The organism is Daejeonella sp. H1SJ63 (assembly GCF_029360775.1).
GTDB lineage: Bacteria > Bacteroidota > Bacteroidia > Sphingobacteriales > Sphingobacteriaceae > Daejeonella.
On record NZ_JARKMZ010000028.1, the window covers coordinates 646,242 to 666,779 of the forward strand.

Sequence of the window (20,538 nt, forward strand, 5' to 3'; positions counted from 1 at the left end):
GAGGAAATGTCGTTTTTTTTAAATTAGCACCGATTTTATTTAAGCCCGGCGGTACTATGCCAAACAATTTGCACTTTTGCATATTCACAATGTCTAAATAAATGCTTCAGGCCAGGGGAATTCAAAAATCATACGGTAATTTACATATACTTAAAGGTGTTGATCTGGATGTAAGTAAAGGTGAAATCATTACCATTGTAGGTGCATCAGGCGCCGGTAAAAGCACCCTGCTGCATATTATCGGAACACTCGATAGTCCGGATAGCGGTTCGGTGATCCTGAACAATATTGAAGTAAATAAATTAACATCCAAAAGGTTAAGTGCCTTCAGGAATGAGCATATCGGTTTTATTTTTCAATTTCATCATCTGCTGCCTGAGTTTACGGCTCTTGAAAATATTTGTATTCCGGCCTTTATTGCTAAAAAGAGTAAAAAAGAGGCTGAACATAGAGCGTCCGAATTGCTGGAGCTTTTAGGCTTAACTGAAAGAGCAGGACATAAGCCCGGTGAATTGTCGGGCGGAGAACAGCAAAGGGTAGCTGTTGCAAGGGCTATGGTCAATAATCCATCAATCATCATGGCAGATGAACCTTCAGGTAATCTTGACTCTGCTAATGCTGAGAGCCTGCATCGCTTGTTTGTAGAACTTCGGGATACGATGGATCAAACATTTGTAATCGTAACCCATAATGAAAGTCTGGCAAATATGGCAAACCGAACGGTCTTAATGAAAGACGGACAGATTATAAATTACTAAAATGGCTATACTGATTACATCTGCTGCAGAATCAGCAGCATTCAGACTGGAGAGAATACTCTGCAAATCAGATGTTATATTTGCTGATCAGCAGCCTTTACCTCTGCTTCCGGGTAGGCTATTTTTACAAATACCTTCACCCGATTCAGGCACCTTTACACACGAAATACTAAAGATTTGTATGGATTATGGGGTAAATGAGATTTATCCGCTGAAAGATGGAGAAATCAGGGAATTGTCAAATGCCCGTCAATTGTTTGAAGAATACGGAATAAAATTGATGATTCCTCCTTCGGAATAAATGGATTCGGTATTGATATTCTCTTAATTCTGCATTCAACTGCCCTTGTTTTGTAAAATGGAATAGTCTTTGCTGTACTATTTATTTACTGATTGCATAATGCCTGGCAAAGGCGAAAAAAATTTATGATTTTAATCGATCTCCTTAACTCAAAATATAAGTCATTTCATGTCTGAGATTTTTAAATATGCTGATATAGACACAAAAAAGAAAGCTTTTGTTTTCGAACTCGACGATGTTTTATTTCCTGAAAAGGATTATATCCTCCAGGTTTATTATTTGTTTTCCAATTTCATTGAGTTCACAGAGGGATTTCCGCCAGCCGTAGATATGACAGAGTTTATGAAAAATACCTATTCACATCATGGTGATGACGGAATTTTTGATCGGGTGAAGGAAGCATTCGGAATTGATGAAAAGTACCGTGAAAACCTTGAAAGACTTTATTATACTGCCGTTCTTCCTTTAAAACTGTTATTATTTGATGATGTTTTAAAATTTTTGCAGGATATAGTGATAGACCGAAAACTGATTTTTATTCTAACGAATGGTAAACCTGAGGTACAGATCAATAAGATCAGGCAGACTGAATGGAATGGACTGGAGCAATATCTTAAGGTTTATTATGCAGGGGAACTAAACCTGAAACCGGAACCTGATGCTTTATCGTATATTATGAAGGAATATAATCTTCATAGAGACGAAGTGCTGATTGTTGGAGCCAATGAAACGGATAGTGAATTCGCTGTTTCTTGTGGTGTAGATTTTTTACATGTGAGCGAAATTATGTAAATTAAATATGCATTTATTGTAAATAATATTAATTACAAAGTTAATTATATGCTTAATAAGATAAAATTCAGAAATGCTGTTCTGATCTTGTTTACAGTTCTGTCTCTTGCCGTTTCCTGTAAAAAGGATCCTAAAGCAAGCAGCATCGGACCGGTAACAACAACACCTGTTGTTACCGGCAGCAGAGTGGAGTTAACAAAGGATTCTATTTACCTGTATTCCAGGGAAACCTATTACTGGAATGATCAGATGCCTTCTTATGAAACCTTTAAACCAAGGAATTATGCTACTAATCTGGCATTACTTGATGCGATAAGAGCGCTTCCGGGAACCGGTAAGCCGCTGATACCTTCTGCTTCTGATAATGTGCCAAGAGAAAAATATTCTTTTCTTGATGATGGCTCACTTGCAGCAGAGTTGGGTGGTGTAAGTGGTGATTTTGGATTTTCTGTCTTTTACAATAATTCTGATGATTTGCGTATTAAATATGTTTCTCCGGGTTCTCCGGCAGCTTCTGCGGGTTTAAAAAGAGGATATAAAATAATAAAAATAAACAACAGAACAGATTTAAGCAGTACAGTTGATGCTAATATTAGTTTTGTAAGTAATGCTGTATTTGGAAGCGGTTCATCTGTTTCATTAACGGTAGTAAAACCCGATGCCACTGAGCAGTCGCTGAGCATATCAAGAGGAAATTATTCAAATAGTCCGATTTTTTTGTCCAAAATTTTTGAACGGGGAGGTAAGAAGATAGGATATATAGTTTACAATAGTTTCACAACGAATTCAAAAGATGCTTTGACAACGGTTATTACAGATCTGTACAGTAAAGGAGCTACAGAGCTTATCGTTGACTTAAGATATAACGGCGGAGGTTCTGTTTCAACTGCGGATGTATTGATTAATCTGATTTCACCAATCAGTATAGTACCCAATCAGCAGGTAATGTACACCACCTTCTGGACTAAAACGATGCAGGATGGCAATGCAAAAATACTGGCTCATCAGCCTTTATTGGATGCAAATGGCAAGCTTCAGACTTTTACTGGCGGAGTAAACGGGAAATATGCAACCTATGCCGATATCAATTATAAGCCTACTTATGATGCCGGAAATGTTGAGCTTTTTGAAAAGAAGGGTACTGCAGATTTTAAGAAAATATATTTCCTGGTTTTAAAAGGTACAGCATCAGCCAGCGAATTGGTTATTAATAGTTTGAAAGGAGTTATGTCTTCTTCGGATATTAAACTGATTGGTCAGCAGACCTATGGAAAGCCGGTAGGTTTTTTTGGTATAGCGATCGATAATCTTGACCTGTATGTTCCTCAGTTTGAGACAAAAAATCAAAAAAACGAAGGCGGATATTATAATGGTATGGCGGTTGATTACCCAGTTAACGATGATGTGACCAAAGATTTTGGCGATCCTTCTGAAAAGCTTCTGGCTGCAGCACTGAATTACTCTGAAAAAGGGACTTTTGCTGTTTCCAATATTCCCAATACCATCAGCAGTATCAGTGGTATGTCAGTAAGCGAAACTATCCGTTTGAATGAGGTTTTGGATAAAACCGTGTTTAAGGGGATGCTTCTTGATAAGCCGATGAGATTAAAGAAGAAAGAATAGTTTTTATTTTGTCATAAATAAGAACACCGGGAGATCCGGTGTTCTTTATTTCAAAATTATCTACTAATTTAGTAGATAATTAATTTTTCTATTATCTAATTATATATACTATGAGTTTAAGACTGGGCGATTTAGCCCCAAATTTTAAAGCAAAGACATCTCAGGGAGAGATCAGTTTTTATGATTACCTGGGCGACAGCTGGGCTGTATTGTTTTCACATCCGGCTGATTATACACCTGTTTGTACTACAGAACTGGGTAAGACTGCATCACTGAAAAATGAATTTGATAAGAGAAATGTAAAAGTTCTGGCATTAAGTGTTGATTCTGTAGAATCGCATAAAGGCTGGATCAATGATATCAATGAAACACAGAATGTGGAAGTAAATTTTCCGATCATTGCTGATGAGAACCGTGAAATTGCAGAAATGTATGGTATGATGCATCCAAATGCATCTGAGACATTTACAGTGCGTTCATTGTTTATTATAGACCCTGATAAAAAGATTAAATTAATGATCACTTATCCTGCCTCTACCGGACGTAATTTCCAGGAAATATTAAGGGTGATTGATTCCTTGCAGTTAACTGCTAATTATAGTGTAGCAACTCCTGCCGACTGGAAAGAGGGAGAGGATGTTGTGGTAGTTCCTGCAATTAAGACGGAAGATATCCCTGCAAAGTTCCCTAAAGGGCATCGTGTGATTAAACCATATCTGCGAATGACACCCCAGCCAAACAAATAGGATTTTTTTGCAGTGATTGATAAATGAATTCATTTTTTTTATATTTAGTTATTAATCATCGTTGAAATGCTCTTAAACCAGACAGATCAATGAGGGCAAATTTTTAAGAATATTTTTATGAAAACTGGAAAAGTAAAATGGTTTAATACCCAAAAAGGTTACGGATTTATCATTCAGGAAGATGGTAAAGAGATTTTTGTTCATTTTAAAGACATAGATGGAGGAGCAAATGCGATCCGTGAAAATGATGAGGTTGAATTTGAAGTTGAAGAGGGAAGAAAAGGGCTTCAGGCTGTTCGGGTGAAAAAGATATAAATTATAAATTTCATAAATTATTAAAAGATCCGGGTCAATAGCCCGGATCTTTTGTTTTAAATTAAATTATGTTGTTCTGATTTAATATGCGCGTGCACTGAATTACAATTCTGTTATTATCCGGACCGGTACAAAAAAGAATATATTCATCGCCTCCATCATTGATTTTTAATTTTTTCTTCAGTTCTTCGGGATTAGAGGGGAAATTCCGGGTAATAATATTGGCTTTTCGGATTGAATTTTCTTTGATGAACCTGCCATACTCCCAGACATTTTTCAGTTTAAATATCCTGCCCGGAAATGATCTGTTTAATTCGGCAGAGGTATATAAATGGGTATGCTGATGGATTTTAAACAAAGCAAAATCACGTGTAATCAGCTTGAAACATCCGGCTTTAAGCAGGGCTACATCTGGTTCATAGACATATTCCAGAGGCCTGGAATATTGTCTGATCTCATAATTTTTTTCATCACTGATTCTGAATGAATAGGTACTACCTTCATAAGTCGCCGGAAAAGAGCAGGTAATTATCGGGTCAGCTGAGGTTTCACCATTATTAATTAAAAAGAGTAATTCCTTACACTCATTTCTAATGCTGATCACGTGTACACTACTAACAGCCTTTAATTCATGTATGCCAGATTGAATATCCAGCAGGGGAGCGGTTTTGATCATCAATAGACGGCAACGCTCTGATAATAATTGCAGATTACTGATAACATCAGGTTCACAATCTTTAAGTAGAAATACTTTTTTATTTGCGATTCTGCGCGAGGGATCAATATAAATCGTATCGAATTGGTGTTTATTTGTTCTTAGATAAGCTATACCATCTGTATTGAGATAATTAATCTTTACACCAAGTTTTTTAGAATTATGTTTTGATATTTCCGATAATTCGGGGTTTATTTCGCAATGGCTCACATTCCCGGCCTTTAGTGCAAAATAATAAGAATCAACTCCAAACCCTCCGGTCAGATCAATGATATCTTCGCCATTAATTAAATCAGCTTTGTAAGCAGCAGCCAGTTCTGATGAGCATTGTTCAATGGCCAGCTTCGGTGGATAGTAAATTCCTTTGGTTTTAAACCAGGTAGGCAGTTTGTTTTCACAGCGCTTTTTACTATCAATTTGTACTGCCAGCTCTGTTGAACTAACTGATGCAAAAGGACTTTTCCTGAGACTCAGTTTAGGTATATCAGTATCTAAATTATCATTGATAAAGTTCTGTATTTCAGTATTTAGAATAGATTTATTCAAAGTCTTACTGTAGTATGAATTGTGCTTTATTCTTACTGAACTGTTCCATCAATACTGATTTTCCTGAAATGTAAGAGTCAATATCCCGGGGGTTGAAATGCAGAATCGTCAATAAAGACAAGCCCTGAATATCAGAAAATTCGAACATCTCACTTAACTGATCAGTCAATTTTTTCAATTTAATCTCATCCTTATCCAGGCTGAGTGAAACACTTAAAGCAGACAATTGTATCATATTTTGCTTAATATGAGCATCTGCAAGTCCTTTTAATAAAATACTTAACAAAGTTTCATCCATGTAAGAGAAGTCCTTCGTCGATACGGTAAGTAAAGTTTGATTTTTTTTAACAATAATTGCCGGGATATCAGTATTTAATTCTGTAGTTCCATCTATTCTTGTTCCTGATTCATCCGGACTGAGAAAGGGCTTTACATATAATGGAATATCCGAATTCTGTAATGGTTTGACTGTTTTGGGGTGGATGATATTGGCACCATAATATGCCAGCTCGAGTGCCTCTGAATATGGTAATCTCTCATATTTTTGTGCATTTCCGAATAATGCAGGATCTGCATTCATAATGCCCGGAACATCTTTCCAGACGGTTAGTGATTCAGCGCCAAGACATGAAGCAAATACAGCTGCTGAATAATCAGAGCCTTCCCTTCCAAGTGTGGTGGTAAAGTTTTCTGATGTTCCACCAATAAAGCCCTGAGAAATAATGATATTTTGTCCGGGTATATCTTTTAACCTTGAAATCGATGTTTTTGTTTTAGCCCAGTCGATTGCACCTTCCTTGTAAGTGTTATCAGTATGAATGTAGCTTCTTGCATCGATCCATTTATTATCCAGGCCACATTCTTTAAGATAGGCTGAAATAATTTTGCTCGAAAGCAATTCACCAACAGAAACAATCTGATCATAGCTGAAATCATGGTCCGGATGTGGTTCATCATCCAGCATCCATTCAATTTCAATGAAAGTATTGGCAATTTCATCAAAAACAGGATGGTGTTCAGTGCCGAAAAGCTCCTTCATTACACCTTCATGGTAATTTTTTATTCCGCTTAGCAGCTGAAATGTATCATCATGTGCATTGTTGTAAGCATTACTGAGTGCTTCAAGGGCGTCGGTTGTTTTGCCCATAGCTGATACCACGATCAGGATCTGATCATCCTTGCCCTGCTTAATAATCTTAACAAGCTGCTTAATGTTTGCTGCACTGGATACAGAAAAACCACCAAATTTAAATACCTTCATCTATGCGCTGTTCTTTATTATAATGCCTTTAACTGATCTTCAGAAAGGGAAACATTGATCCAACCGGCATCAAAATCTGAACCGTATTTTTTATAAAAATTTATTGCGGGTTCATTCCAGTCAAGTACCTGCCAGGTCATGCCTCTGAAGCCCTTTTCGAGTGATTCCTCTATTAATCTGTCAAAAATTAGCTTTCCGATTCCCTTTCCGCGCATTTCCTCAGTAACCAGAAGATCTTCAAGGTACATCCGGCATCCCTTCCATGTTGAGTAGCGGATATAGTATAATCCAAACCCCTGTACTTTGCCTTCTGCTTCTGCTACGAATGCTTTCCATACAGGTTTATCGCCGAACCCGGCATCTTCAAATTCTTTTAGAGTCACGGTCACTTCGTCCGGAGCTTTTTCATAAACGGCAAGTTCCTGTATTAACTCCAGTAACCTTAGACAATCTGATTTTATTGCCGTTCTTATTGTTATGTCCATTCTATTGTAAAAATATGGGGATTGTTATTTTGATTTAGCAGTCCTGGTACCAAATATGGTGCTACCCAGTCTGATCATTGTGCTTCCTTTATCAATAGCCAGTTTATAATCACCCGACATGCCCATTGAGATCTCCTTAAAGGCAGGATCTTTTCTGAAGAAGGTATCTTTTAATCCCTGGAAAAACATTTTCAGTTCATAAAACTCTTCGGCTGTAACTTTTGGATTATCGGTCAGGGTAGCAATTCCCATGACCCCACAAATACGAATGTTTTTCAGTTCTGCAAATTCTTCCGATCGCAGTAATTCAATAGCCTCAGAAAGGTCCATGCCGAATTTAGTATCTTCATCAGCGATCTCAAGTTGTAAAAGGCAATCAATTACACGATTATGCTTTAAAGCCTGTTTATTGATCTCCTGAAGAAGTTTCAAACTATCAACTGAATGAATCATACTGATAAAGCCGGCAATGTATTTTACTTTATTGGTCTGCAGGTGACCGATAAGATGCCACTCAATATCTTCGGGTAGCTTTTCCTGCTTTTCAACAAGCTCCTGCACCATGTTTTCGCCAAATACCCTTTGTCCGGCATCATATGCTTCCTGAATACTTTCAAGAGGTTTGGTTTTGGAAACTGCGATCAGCTTAACACCGCCATTACCAATCTCTTTCTTTATCGCTGATATATTAGCTGCAATGCTCATTTATCTGTATTTTTGAATCAAAATTTGAAAGTTTAAACCTACGGGATACTCCAGTAATATGCAACAGAATAATCATAATCAGCATGGGATCTTTTCTTTCATTAAAACCAGGGCAATTAAACTTACGATGGTCTTTTTACTGGTGATTACGGCTTGTTCTGAAAATAACAAACCTGCCAATATTCTTGAAGAACAAAAAATGGTCAGTATTATGACAGATCTTCACATCATGGACGGATATATGTCGTCGCTGATGTATAACGACTCTGTCAGGATAAAGGGTAAGAATTTTTATGCGACTATTTATGATAAGCATAAAGTTACTCCGGCTGAATATGAGAAAAGTCTGAAATATTATAGTATGAATCCGGTGCTTCTGGATAGTATGTATTCAAAGGTTGAACTGATATTGGCGGCTAAAGAGCACAAATTAAATAAGGAATTGATCAGCAAACCCAATAAGCCTTTAAAGGAATAATGATATACCCTGACAATGCAGCTGAAAAGCTGGGTTTTCTTGAAATTAAGGAACTGATAAAATCTTACTGTCTGAGTAGTATGGGACAGCAGATGGTTGATAAGATTCAGGTAATGAGCAATTATGATCATATCAATAAGTTTCTGCGTCAGACCAAGGAATTCAAAAGTATTCTTCAGAACGATTCACCTTTAGCTATTCAGAACTTTTTTGATATAAAGGGAATGGTTGAAAAGGCCCGTGTAGAGGGAACTTATCTGACTGAAGATGAATTTTTCAAAGTTTCCTTATCATTAAGCACTGTTTTCTCTGTTATTCAATATTTTACAGAAAGGGAAGGGTTATATCCGAATCTGGAGGCCTTATTTGAGCATCTTCCTATTGAAAAGTCCATTATACGGAAGATCGAAAATATTATTGATCCAAAGGGAAAGATAAAGCATAATGCCTCTCATGAGCTGATGAACATTACTTCCGGTATTGCAAAAGCTGAGCAGGAGGCCAGGAAAAAGATCGATCAGATTTTTAAAAGTGCGCAAGGTAATGGCTGGACTGCCGATGGGAGTTTGACAATACGCGACGGACGACTCTGTATCCCTGTTCTGGCTGAGAACAAAAGAAAGATTAAGGGTTTTGTCCATGATGAATCAGCTTCAGGGCAAACTGTATATCTTGAGCCTGACGAAGTTTTTCATTTGAACAACACTATTCGCGACCTTGAATTTGAGAAGAGGCGAGAGATCATCAAACTGCTTGTTGCCCTGACAACCGAATTAAGACCATATGTGCCTTTATTGCTTTCCTATCACAGTTTATTGACCAAGCTTGATTTTGTTAGGGCTAAGGCACTGTTTGCGATCAGTATTGAAGCTGAAATGCCCGTTTTAATCAGGGAATCAGAGATTGAACTGATTAATGCACGGCATCCGATCTTATTTTTAAATTTCAAAAAGGAACAGCAAACTGTAGTGCCTCTGAATATTAAAATTGATGATGAGCAGCGGATAATTGTGGTTTCCGGGCCCAATGCCGGGGGAAAATCGGTTTGTATGAAGACCGTCGGACTTCTGCAGATTATGGTCCAGTCAGGTTTACTCATACCTGCTGATGAGCATTCCAGTGTAGGGATATTTAAACAGCTTTTTGCAGATATCGGAGATGACCAGTCTATTGAGAGTGATTTGAGTACATATAGTGCCCATTTATCTAAGATGAAGCACTTTATTGAATTTTCTAATGCCAAAACCCTGATTCTTATTGATGAGTTTGGTACAGGTACAGATCCGCAGTTTGGCGGGCCTATTGCTGAAGCCGTACTTGAAACTTTAAACAGAAAAATGGTGAGAGGTGTAATTACCACGCATTATTCAAATCTGAAAACATTTGCAAATTCTACACCGGGTCTTGAAAATGCATCTATGCTGTTCAATAATGAAAAAATGCAGCCTTTGTATATTCTTTCATTAGGTAAGCCTGGTAGCTCTTATGCTTTTGAAATAGCACAAAAAATAGGGTTAAGCAGGGAAGTACTGGAGTCTGCCAAAAAGAAGGTAGGTAATTACCAGAAGAAAGTAGACACACTGCTGGTTGATCTTGAACGTGATAAAAAAGAACTGATTGATGCACGTATTTCTGTCGATAAAAAGGAGCAGCGGGTAAAATCCTTACTTGCTGAAAATGAGAAATTGAAGGCATATCTTGAAGAAAATAAAAAGTCTATTCTGAAAGATGCCAAGCTTGAAGCTCAGAATATTATTAAAAATGCCAATAAATTAATTGAGAATACGATCTCAGGGATCAGGGAAAGCAAGGCAGATAAGGTTAAAACGCAAAATCTCAGGTCTAATTTGCAGCAGGAACTGAAAAAGCATGAAATTCAGGAAAAGAAAGCTCCCAAACTCAGCGATAGTGCTGAATTGAAGGTAGGCGACTGGGTTAAATTTATAGACTCGGAAACGGTAGCTCAGGTAATGGAAATTGCCAGAGATAATGTTATACTGGCAATGGGCGATTTACGTTCTGTTGCTAAGTTGAATCGTCTTGAAAAGGTTTCCAATAAATCGGTACCAAAAGAGATCCGTAAATCACATACAACAGACCTGACCGAAAGCTTTTCAAGCTTCAGTACCGAGCTTGACCTGCGTGGGAAAAGAGGAGATGAAGCTTTGTATGAAATTGAGAGATATCTTGACAGAGCAGTAATGCTTGGCTTGACCACCCTCAAAATTATTCATGGAAGAGGGGATGGAATTCTTCGTAAACTAATCAGGGAGTATTTACGTAAATATCCCCAGGTAAGTAAGATGGAGGATGAACATGCCGACAGGGGAGGTGATGGGATAACTTATGTTTATCTGAAATAAACCTTGTTTCAAAATAACTCCTGGTTATGAAAAAGAAACATCTGATAATTTTCCTGACTTTGATATTTATTGTTTTTGGCTGTAAGAAGTCAGCCAGAAAGACACCTGAAGCAGCTGTGCCGGCAGTTAATATTGATATTCAGATTTTAACGCAAAACTTAAGTTTTCCATGGGAGCTGATTTGGGGATCTGACAATATGATCTGGATGACTGAACGCGGAGGGAAAATAAGCAGGATTAATCCGGTTAGTGGAGTACCCACTTTGTTATATACGATCCCTGATGTAAAATCCTTAGGAGAGGGTGGCCTGCTTGGTATGGTTCTGCATCCATCTTTTAGTACAGATCCCTATGTATTTGTTGCTTATAATTACGATAAGGCAGGCTCTTATACAGAAAAAATTGTTAGATATACCTATAATGGTGCCTCATTGGCAAATCCAATAGTTATTCTCGACAATATTCCTGCATCAAGTATCCATAATGGGTGTCGTCTTCTGATCAGCCCAGACTTAAAGCTATTTATCAGTACCGGAGATGCTGCTAATCAATTGTCAGCACAAAATATTAATTTATTAAGCGGTAAGATCTTAAGATTGAACCTGGACGGCACAATTCCTTCAGATAATCCCATCAGCAATAGTCCGGTATGGTCATTTGGTCACAGGAATCCTCAGGGTCTGGTTTTTATTAATTCAATTCTTTTTAGTTCTGAGCATGGTCCTAATGTGGACGACGAAATTAATATCATTCAAAAAAACAGAAATTTTGGATGGCCAAATGTCAATGGATTCTGTAATGAAAGTGCTGAACAAACATTCTGTGCCAACAATAATGTTGTTGAACCTATAAAAAGCTGGACACCTACCATTGCTGTTTCAGGAATTGATTATTATAATCATAATGCCATCCCGCAGTGGAAAAATTCCATATTGCTGACAACTTTAAAGGATCAGACATTGTACCACTTAAAGTTAAATACTTCAGCAGATAAGATCGATGAAGTTAAAGAAATATTCAGAGGAAGTTATGGTCGCCTGAGGGACGTATGTGTTGCACCTGATGGGAAAGTCTATGTAGCCACAAGTAACGGATCTAATGATAAAATACTTGTTATCAGGCAGAATTAATTTGAAGTAATTTTACTTAATTGGCAATCTCAATTTGAAAAATCACACATGATCAATAAAGTTGTTTCTGGTGCCGATGAGGCCATTAAGGATATTGAAAGCGGAATGACCCTGATGTTAGGAGGTTTTGGTTTATGCGGTATTCCGGAAAATTGTATAGCCGCCCTGGTCAGGAAAGGTGTAGATAGACTTACCTGTATTTCAAACAATGCCGGAGTTGATGATTTCGGAATCGGTTTGATGTTGAAACAAAGGCAGGTAAAGAAGATGATTTCTTCATACGTTGGAGAAAATGCTGAATTTGAAAGGCAATTATTGAGTAATGAACTTGAAGTTGAACTTATACCTCAGGGTACGCTTGCAACGCGTTGTATGGCAGCTGGTTACGGTATGCCTGCAATATTTACACCTGCAGGGGTAGGTACAGAAGTGGCTGAAGGTAAAGAAGTCAGGAATTTTAACGGTAAAGACTATCTGATGGAGATGGCTTTTAAAGCTGATTTTGCGATTGTAAAAGCATGGAAAGGTGATACTGCCGGTAATCTGATATACCGTTCAACTGCAAGAAATTTCAATCCTGTGATGGCAATGGCCGGAAAGATTACAATTGCTGAAGTAGAGCATCTTGTAGAACCCGGAGAACTTGATCCGGATCAGATTCATACTCCGGGTATTTATGTCCACAGGATATTTGAGGGCTCTGATTATGAAAAAAGGATTGAGCAGAGAACGGTAAGGACAAAATAATTTGAAGATTGGAGGATTTGAAAATTTGATGATGTAATGAGAGATGATAAAGAAAATTTAATTGTCAAACTGACATTTGATTTTGCACTTCAAATTTTAAAATGCACAAGGGAATTACAAAGGTCACATGATTACTCATTAGCAGATCAATTGTTGAGATCGGGTATTTCAATAGGAGCAAATGTTAGAGAGGCTCAAAATGCTGAGAGTAAAGCTGACTTTATTCATAAAATGAAGATTGCTGCCAAGGAAGCAGATGAAGTTGAATATTATCTTCAGCTAATACACCAATCTGATGATCTGCCAATAATAGAATTACCACTTGAACAAATTCAATCTATCATCAATCTATCATCAAAAATCATATCATCCTCACAATCTGTATAATGCTCATCCCATTTTCAAATCACCAAATTATCAAATTTTCAAATCAAACAACATGCTTGATAAAACCGGAATTGCAAAACGCATAGCAAAAGAGATTAAAGATGGTTACTATGTTAATCTGGGTATAGGGATTCCGACTCTGGTGGCTAACTATATTCCGGAGGGTATAAATGTAGTACTGCAGTCTGAAAACGGCCTGCTGGGAATGGGCCCCTTTCCTTTTGATGGTGAAGAGGATCCTGATTTAATCAATGCAGGTAAACAGACAATTACGACTCTTCCGGGATCTGCAATTTTTGATTCTGCAATGAGTTTTGGAATGATTCGCTCACAAAAGGTAGACCTGACTATTCTTGGAGCTATGGAAGTATCCGAAAATGGGGATATAGCGAACTGGAAGATTCCCGGTAAAATGGTGAAAGGGATGGGTGGGGCAATGGATCTGGTGGCATCAGCTAAGAATATTATTGTTGCCATGCAGCATGTGAATAAAGCGGGTGAAAGTAAATTACTCACTCAATGCTCACTACCACTAACAGGAGTGAGGTGTGTGAAGAAAATCGTTACAGAGCTGGCTGTATTAGAGATTGCCGAAAACGGTGGATTCAGGTTGCTGGAACGTGCACCGGGAGTAAGTGTTGAGGAAATAAAGAATGCCACCTCCGGAAAACTGATCATAGAGGGTGAAATACCTGAAATGACTATCTGAAATTAGGCTTTCAGAGCTGTTTCTTTGAGTTTTTTAGAAATTTGTTTTGTCACCTCAATGATATCTTCGGCAACATGACTGTTATTTGTAATGATTATATCGCATTCATCTTTATAAGGCAGCAGAAAGTCTTTATAGGCCGGAACAACATGATTGTGCCATTTGTAAAGAACATCTTGTTCAGGATAACCTCTTTCAAGAAGGTCTCTTTTTAATCTTCTCTGTAATGCAATTTCCTCTTCAGTATCAATAAATATCTTCAGATCAAGCAGATTAGCAATTTCCTTAAAATGAAGAATAAATAAACCCTCAACCATTATAATTTGTGCCGGCTTTATTTGGAGAAGTCTGGGTTCAGTATTGTTATTATTGAATGTATATTCTTTGTGATATATAGTTTCTCCATCGATCAGTTTTTTAATATCGTGGATAAACAAGTCGATGTCAATTGTACTGGGAAGATCAAAATTGTAAAGTTTGTTTTCTTCAGCTGTCATGGTATGACCAACCCTGAAGTAATAGTCATCCTGTGAAACCAGACAAACCTCTTCAGGTTTGAAGTGATTTAAGAAACATTTTAAAAAGAAGGTTTTTCCTGATCCACTGCCACCGGCAACGCCAATCACAAAAGGCCTTTTATTCATTTGGAACACCGTAGACTAAATTTACCTGAAATCTTTTATCTAATGCTCCGATTAAATCTGCAGCTGCTTTTGTAACTACAATTATTGCATCCTTATTTGATTCATTTGGTGTGAATTTACCAACAACCTTGGCGAAAGTACTTTTACCGGTCATTGGATTGGTTATTTTCACAACCGTGCCTATAGGTGCAGTTTGATGAAGAGCCAGCATTTTAGTTGCGTCAATATTATCATCTGCAATGTAAACAGCCACACCCCGTTCATTAACCTCTCTTAAACCGTACCTTGCAGGAGGAAGTTTTAAACGCTCACTGGCATTTTTACTACTGTCAATTTGTAAAGTTGATACTCTTTTCTCAGCAATAGGTGTATCAATTGGTGCAGCCGGAGGGGGAGCCATTTGTTGTTCGGGTGCAGATGTTCCATAAGGTACCTTAATGATCTGTCCGACAGCCAGATTGTTGCTTTTAAGGTTATTCAGGGTTTTAATATCCTCGACAGTAGTATTGAATTTTCTGGCAATAGCAAGAAGGTATTCTCTCGGCCCAACTTTATAGTCAACAACTGCGACTTTTGCAGTTTGGTTTAAGGCCGGTTTTACATTTTGCGGCTCATTAAAGGGGCGATCGGTGGGTACTCTGATGATGGTCCCAATTTGTAATGCTTTGTTATTATTAAACTGTATAACCGATTGGGGGCTTACATAATATTTTCTGGCAATTGAATAATAAGTCTCTTTTGGCTCAACCTTATGAACGATATTTTTATTCCCGTTAAGGTTCTCAACACTGATTGAATCTATCGCAGCACTGGTTGTTAATGTTAACAGAGAAAAACAAATTGTGTATAAAAATTGTTTCAGCATTAATCCGTGTTTAAAAAATTGTGCAATTATACTAAATATGAAATGATTTCGCTCTTATTTCTGATGTAGAACAAGTGCTTATTACAGATAAAGAACGATTCAGGTTGCAGTTTTTGTATACCGGATATCAATATATCATCAATAAAAACCTTATCTCCCTGATAGACAAGCAATCTTTGTTCTAAGCTTCCTGATGCTTTTTGATGAAAACTGACCATTTCCAGGTCATGGTACTTAAGTGCAGATATATTGCCATTGATCATTTGTTCATCGATCCAATCAGGAAGTTTATATGAACTTAAAATTTCAGGAAAAATTAATCGGTTCTCAGTATCCCTGATCTCGTTGGCTTCTGTTAAGATTTCCCCTGTTCCGGGATCGATTCTGTAATATTTTCTTGGTTGAATCTTTGAATCAAACACCATAAGACCCTGATCATCTGCATAATTTAGTGATAAATTGTATCGCTGCCAGTTTACAGAGCCATCATTTATATGAAGCGAAATAATTCCTTTGCTTTCCGGAATTAAGGATTGATCAAATGCAGTGATGATTAAATTACTGGTGGCTGCAAATGCCAGACTCAGATTCCAATCTTCCTCCATTTTTATTTCCCTGAATAAAAAATCACCTGATTCAAGACTCAGGGCAGAAAAGGTAACCAGTTTAGTTTCAGAATTACGGGATTCTATTGCGATATAAGTAAGATCTGAATTAATCAGGACTTTCCAGATGAAGCCATTGATTTTTTGAGAAAAGAGATGTGAGGGGACTGATTCAGTCATAATCTTGATCAACAAAAATAAAGCAATTGATTTAATCAGGAATAAAATATTCATTATTCCTGATTAAATCATGAAATTAATGTCAGAAAGAATCTAGAATCTCTTGCCGACAGTTAAAAAGATATTATTTCTGTTGTTTTTGATTAAAGCTGCAGGAGTAACACCCGGATTTAAAGTATAAGGTTTAATATCTGAATTATAAACCATGTTCTGATAGGCCATATCAACATAATAACTATTGAATCTGTAACCTAAACCTCCGCTGTAAACGGTTGTTTTAAACCTTTCTTTGTCAAGATTCTTGTAAGGACTGCCCTGAATTCCATATCCGGCTCTCAGCATAAATTTTTCAATTTTATACTCAGTCCCAATCCGATAATTAATGGCACTCTTATAATTGTTTAATACAGCTCTGTTATTATCAAGGATAACATCACCAGGGTTATTGTCTGCCGAAGAAAAGCTAATGCCTGAATAATCCAGATAATCAATATCTGCAGAGATAAATCCCTGTTTGTTGAAAAATATACCCATACCTCCACTGAACTTTAGTGGGGTACGTAATTTATAACTGAAATCATAATATTCTTCCTGATTCAGAAATTGGGAATCCACCCGGTTCTTTCCGTATTTCGTATCCAATACTTCTGAATAGGTGTCATCAATGGTATACCAGGTCGGACTTTCAATGGCGGCACCAATGCGTATTGCCGGAATTGGTCTGTAAATAACACCCAATTTTGCGTTAACTCCCGAACCTTTTGTAATTTGAGACTGACGATATGAAAGGTCATAATCATTATTTTCAGTCACATTAAAACCTCTTTCTTTATAGTTTGCAGCAGAGGTGTAATTAATATTAGAGATCCCGATAGAAGCCCCGATATAGAATTGATTGCTATAGTTTGCGCCAAATGCAAAATTGAACTCAGACTGCGATCCTGATCTGATATCATTTTTAGTTTGAACGTTATTTACATCCGTTTCAGGAAAATAATCGCCATTAGCACTATCATAAGCTATCAGATAGTTATCATAAGCCATTCTTTCGAGAGTTCCGGCAGGTAAAGTGCTTGGAGCTCCATAGTTCACTGTGGCAAGTTGAGAGTAATAATCTGCAATAGAATTAGTAGGATTAGTTCCGGTAAACAGAATATTGTCTGTATATGCTTTTGTTCTGTTATAGCCAAGACCAAAATTAAAGCTGATCCAGCCTTCATCCAATTTGGCTCCTTTAGGCTTTGAAACTTTTGAGTGCCATACCACTGCGGCATGTCCCAGGCTCATTTGGTCTTTCTTCCCTGACGTTAGCTGACCAAGATACTCTGCCTCTGAATTATAACTGTTGAATTCTGGTGTAAAACTAAATTCTGAACGGGTAAACAAGCCTAAACCTGCGGGATTTGCACCAATTGAGCTTAAATCTCCTCCAATGCCCGTCTGAGCTCCAATAGCTTTAAATCTTGCATTTGCACCTGATTGCGATTGTGAAAACCGTAATGCATCACCCGAATACTGGGCATGTAACTCTCCTGTAGCAGCCACTATGGCCACCATAGATAATAATACTCTGAATCTCATAAGGATCTGTCTTTCTAATTGCCTCTTGAAGGTCTGCCTCCACCACCGCTGTTACTTCCTCCATTATTAGATGGAGCCGATGAACCACGGGAACCTGAACCGGTATCCTGCCTTGGTGCACTGTAAATCCGTTCAGGTTGTACAACCCTTTGCGGTGGCGCCTGATTTACTCTTTCCGGTCTTGCAACAGGTTGTGGCCTGGAGGTTGATGTTTTGTTTCCTGTTGGGTTATTACGAATTTCATCTCCATAACGATCAGCACGCCCTCTGGACTGAATGATATTGCCATTGTTATCTTTTATAATCACTCCACCAGGATTACCAATTACAGAACCCCTGTCGATTGAAAGATTATCAATAGTTCTGTCGGGTCTTGCTCTGTAATTTGGACTTGTAAATGCGGGGCTACTGTATATTCCTGAATAATAACCACGATTATAGTATCCGCTACCCATTCCATAAGGATTCCATGAATTATAGTAGGAATATGGCCCCCAGAATGAGGATCCATAATTATATCCATAAGATCTCCACGGGTTATAATAATATCCAGATCCGAATGTAAGGCCCATGCTTATGGCAGGACTGCCATAATAGCTGTATGGATAATAAGAATTATTGAAAAAAGGATCATAATAGTTATAACCATAAAGGTTGTTGTAATAGCTTGAATAAGGCGAATAGTTTCTGAAACGATAAAAACGGGAAGTATAATCAGTCATATACCCCGAATTATTGTATCTGTCGCCATATAATTCATCTTCAGTAACATAATCCTGATCTTTCACATCAGTTTCCCTTGCATAAACAGGGGTGACCTCTTCTTTTGCCCGGGCAACTGAATAATAAACATCATCGTCATCTCCAGTAATCTGAGCTGTTTTGGTACTCATACATGAAGAAAGACTTATTCCTATAAATACTATAGTGTACAGTGCCGAAAAATAAATGATTCTCTTAATCATGGCCGTATTATTTTAATGATAACGCTTAATATACAGACGAGATTATATCAGGAATGGTTGCATCTCAAAATATTATAATACATCGTCTAGTTTTATAACTTTGTCAAAAGTTTAAATTATATAAATATACGTAATTTTTTGACACATAAGTACAATGAGCAAGGGTTTAACCAGTAGAGAAGAGGATTATTCACAGTGGTATAATGAGTTAGTTGCGAAAGCAGATATGGCCGAGCATTCTGCGGTTCGGGGTTGTATGGTCATAAAACCCTATGGCTATGCGATTTGGGAAAATATGCAGGCAGCTCTGGATAAAATGTTTAAAGAAACCGGTCATAGTAATGCTTATTTCCCATTATTCATCCCTAAGTCATTTTTTTCAAAGGAGGCCTCGCACGTAGAGGGTTTTGCAACGGAATGTGCTGTTGTAACGCATTACCGTCTTAAAAATGACGGAAGCGGAAATATTATTGTAGATGAAGATGCGAAGCTTGAGGAAGAATTGATCGTAAGGCCAACTTCTGAAACGATTATATGGAATACCTACAGAGGCTGGATACAATCTTACCGTGATCTTCCTATCCTGGTTAATCAATGGGCTAATGTTGTAAGGTGGGAGATGAGAACCCGCTTGTTCCTAAGAACTGCCGAATTCCTTTGGCAGGAAGGACATACAGCACATGCAACAGCTCAGGAAGCTATTGAGGAAACAGAAAGAATGCTGGAGGTATATGCTGATTTTGCAGAAAACTGGATGGCTGTACCTGTAGTCAGAGGCAAAAAGACTGCAAATGAACGTTTTGCCGGTGCATTAGATACTTATTGTATTGAGGCATTAATGCAGGATGGCAAGGCTCTTCAGGCTGGAACTTCACATTTTCTGGGACAAAACTTTGCGAAAGCTTTTGATGTTAAATTTACCAGTAAAGAAGGTAAGCTTGATTATGTTTGGGCAACATCCTGGGGGGTATCTACCCGTTTGATAGGAGCCCTGATTATGGCACATTCTGACGACTCCGGTTTAGTGCTTCCGCCAAAACTCGCTCCGATACAGGTTGTTATTGTTCCTATTTACAGATCGGACGAAGAACTTGAGAAAATCTCTGAAATAGCTAAAACGCTTTCCAGAGAACTCAAAGAGAAAAATATCTCAGTAAAATTTGATGATCGTGATACACTTCGTCCGGGATTCAAATTCGCCGAATATGAAATGAAAGGTGTTCCTGTTCGTTTAGCAATAGGTGGACGTGATCTGGAGAACGGGACCGCCGAAATTGCAAGACGTGATACTAAAGAAAAACAAACAGTTTCCAGAGAAGGTTTAGTTTCCTACATAGAAAATCTTCTTCAGGATATTCAGCAAAATATATACAATAAGGCTTTAAGTTTCAGAGAGGAAAATACCCGGGAAGCAAATTCTTATGAAGAATTTAAAGAACTTCTGGATACTAAAGCCGGATTTATTTCAGCCCATTGGGACGGTACTCCTGAAACTGAAAAGCTTATAAAAGACGAAACTAAAGCAACCATACGTTGTATTCCTTTGAATAATAAATTGGAAAATGGAATCTGTATGGTAACAGGTAAACCCTCCGCACAGCGGGTATTATTTGCCAGAGCATATTAAAAATTAAAAA

The 20,538-nt window shown here is 37.7% G+C and carries 22 protein-coding genes; 13 read left to right on the forward strand and 9 right to left on the reverse strand.

Translation table 11 applies throughout. The features are described from left to right. Positions 1–101 precede the first annotated feature (101 nt). The 6 genes from P2W72_RS10510 (at position 102) to P2W72_RS10535 (ending at position 4,535) form a co-directional block, all read left to right on the forward strand. A complete protein-coding gene (locus P2W72_RS10510) occupies positions 102–758 on the forward strand; it encodes an ABC transporter ATP-binding protein (RefSeq protein WP_276361937.1) in 657 nt (218 codons plus the stop codon). A 1-nt stretch (position 759) separates the two neighbouring features. Next, positions 760–1,059, forward strand: coding sequence for a hypothetical protein (locus tag P2W72_RS10515; RefSeq protein WP_276361938.1), 300 nt, complete (start codon positions 760–762; stop codon positions 1,057–1,059). 168 nt (positions 1,060–1,227) lie between these two features. Further along, positions 1,228–1,851, forward strand: a complete 624-nt coding sequence (locus tag P2W72_RS10520; protein ID WP_276361939.1) for an HAD hydrolase-like protein — start codon at positions 1,228–1,230, stop codon at positions 1,849–1,851. Between the two features lie 48 nt (positions 1,852–1,899). Next, the gene (locus tag P2W72_RS10525; RefSeq protein ID WP_276361940.1) at positions 1,900–3,474 is read left to right on the forward strand and encodes a S41 family peptidase; all 1,575 of its coding nucleotides are present in this window, start codon (positions 1,900–1,902) and stop codon (positions 3,472–3,474) included. Between the two features lie 110 nt (positions 3,475–3,584). Next, positions 3,585–4,220: a peroxiredoxin gene (locus P2W72_RS10530; protein WP_276361941.1), complete on the forward strand. Its 636-nt coding sequence runs from the start codon at positions 3,585–3,587 to the stop codon at positions 4,218–4,220. 117 nt (positions 4,221–4,337) lie between these two features. Then, positions 4,338–4,535, forward strand: coding sequence for a cold-shock protein (locus P2W72_RS10535; RefSeq protein ID WP_276361942.1), 198 nt, complete (start codon positions 4,338–4,340; stop codon positions 4,533–4,535). Positions 4,536–4,596: 61 nt separating this feature from the next. Here P2W72_RS10535 and P2W72_RS10540 read toward each other — a convergent pair whose 3' ends face one another. From P2W72_RS10540 to P2W72_RS10555, 4 genes are read right to left on the reverse strand one after another with little or no spacing between them, the layout of a single operon-like run. Then, positions 4,597–5,796 carry a hypothetical protein gene (locus P2W72_RS10540; RefSeq protein ID WP_276361943.1) on the reverse strand — a complete coding sequence of 400 codons (1,200 nt, stop codon included), beginning with the start codon at positions 5,794–5,796 and terminating at the stop codon, positions 4,597–4,599. 4 nt (positions 5,797–5,800) lie between these two features. After that, on the reverse strand, positions 5,801–7,057 hold the full coding sequence (locus P2W72_RS10545) for an aspartate kinase (protein ID WP_276361944.1): 1,257 nt from the start codon (positions 7,055–7,057) through the stop codon (positions 5,801–5,803). Between the two features lie 17 nt (positions 7,058–7,074). Beyond that, positions 7,075–7,542 (reverse strand): GNAT family N-acetyltransferase, encoded by a 468-nt coding sequence (locus P2W72_RS10550; RefSeq protein WP_276361945.1) that lies wholly within the window; start codon positions 7,540–7,542, stop codon positions 7,075–7,077. A 24-nt stretch (positions 7,543–7,566) separates the two neighbouring features. Further along, entirely contained in the window at positions 7,567–8,247 is a 681-nt protein-coding gene (locus P2W72_RS10555) for a YggS family pyridoxal phosphate-dependent enzyme (protein WP_276361946.1), read from the reverse strand. A gap of 58 nt (positions 8,248–8,305) precedes the next feature. Here P2W72_RS10555 and P2W72_RS10560 point away from each other — a divergent pair, with 58 nt between their 5' ends. The 6 genes from P2W72_RS10560 to P2W72_RS10585 are packed head-to-tail and all read left to right on the forward strand — an operon-like array spanning position 8,306 to position 14,061. Continuing rightward, positions 8,306–8,725, forward strand: a complete 420-nt coding sequence (locus tag P2W72_RS10560) for a DUF4296 domain-containing protein (protein ID WP_276361947.1) — start codon at positions 8,306–8,308, stop codon at positions 8,723–8,725. Continuing rightward, complete coding sequence (locus P2W72_RS10565) at positions 8,725–11,088, forward strand: endonuclease MutS2 (protein WP_276361950.1); 2,364 nt, start codon at positions 8,725–8,727, stop codon at positions 11,086–11,088. The genes P2W72_RS10560 and P2W72_RS10565 overlap by 1 nt, the downstream gene beginning before the upstream one ends. A gap of 26 nt (positions 11,089–11,114) precedes the next feature. Beyond that, positions 11,115–12,218 (forward strand): PQQ-dependent sugar dehydrogenase, encoded by a 1,104-nt coding sequence (locus tag P2W72_RS10570; RefSeq protein WP_276361953.1) that lies wholly within the window; start codon positions 11,115–11,117, stop codon positions 12,216–12,218. Positions 12,219–12,266: 48 nt separating this feature from the next. Next, complete coding sequence (locus P2W72_RS10575; protein WP_276361956.1) at positions 12,267–12,965, forward strand: CoA transferase subunit A; 699 nt, start codon at positions 12,267–12,269, stop codon at positions 12,963–12,965. Positions 12,966–13,001: 36 nt separating this feature from the next. Next, complete coding sequence (locus tag P2W72_RS10580) at positions 13,002–13,352, forward strand: four helix bundle protein (protein WP_276361958.1); 351 nt, start codon at positions 13,002–13,004, stop codon at positions 13,350–13,352. A gap of 52 nt (positions 13,353–13,404) precedes the next feature. Continuing rightward, positions 13,405–14,061 (forward strand): CoA transferase subunit B, encoded by a 657-nt coding sequence (locus P2W72_RS10585; RefSeq protein ID WP_276361961.1) that lies wholly within the window; start codon positions 13,405–13,407, stop codon positions 14,059–14,061. A gap of 2 nt (positions 14,062–14,063) precedes the next feature. Here P2W72_RS10585 and P2W72_RS10590 read toward each other — a convergent pair whose 3' ends face one another. Genes P2W72_RS10590 through P2W72_RS10610 form a run of 5 tightly spaced genes read right to left on the reverse strand, consistent with a single transcriptional unit; the run spans position 14,064 to position 18,901 of the window. Continuing rightward, positions 14,064–14,705, reverse strand: coding sequence for a uridine kinase (locus tag P2W72_RS10590; RefSeq protein WP_276361965.1), 642 nt, complete (start codon positions 14,703–14,705; stop codon positions 14,064–14,066). Then, positions 14,698–15,570, reverse strand: coding sequence for a LysM peptidoglycan-binding domain-containing protein (locus tag P2W72_RS10595; protein ID WP_276361968.1), 873 nt, complete (start codon positions 15,568–15,570; stop codon positions 14,698–14,700). The genes P2W72_RS10590 and P2W72_RS10595 overlap by 8 nt, the downstream gene beginning before the upstream one ends. Before the next feature lie 26 nt (positions 15,571–15,596). Beyond that, complete coding sequence (locus P2W72_RS10600) at positions 15,597–16,409, reverse strand: DUF4905 domain-containing protein (protein ID WP_276361971.1); 813 nt, start codon at positions 16,407–16,409, stop codon at positions 15,597–15,599. A gap of 39 nt (positions 16,410–16,448) precedes the next feature. Continuing rightward, complete coding sequence (locus tag P2W72_RS10605; protein ID WP_276361974.1) at positions 16,449–17,936, reverse strand: hypothetical protein; 1,488 nt, start codon at positions 17,934–17,936, stop codon at positions 16,449–16,451. A gap of 14 nt (positions 17,937–17,950) precedes the next feature. Next, positions 17,951–18,901, reverse strand: a complete 951-nt coding sequence (locus tag P2W72_RS10610; RefSeq protein WP_276361978.1) for a hypothetical protein — start codon at positions 18,899–18,901, stop codon at positions 17,951–17,953. 154 nt (positions 18,902–19,055) lie between these two features. Here P2W72_RS10610 and proS point away from each other — a divergent pair, with 154 nt between their 5' ends. Continuing rightward, positions 19,056–20,528 carry a proline--tRNA ligase gene (gene proS, locus P2W72_RS10615; RefSeq protein WP_276361982.1) on the forward strand — a complete coding sequence of 491 codons (1,473 nt, stop codon included), beginning with the start codon at positions 19,056–19,058 and terminating at the stop codon, positions 20,526–20,528. The last annotated feature ends 10 nt before the right edge of the window (positions 20,529–20,538 follow it).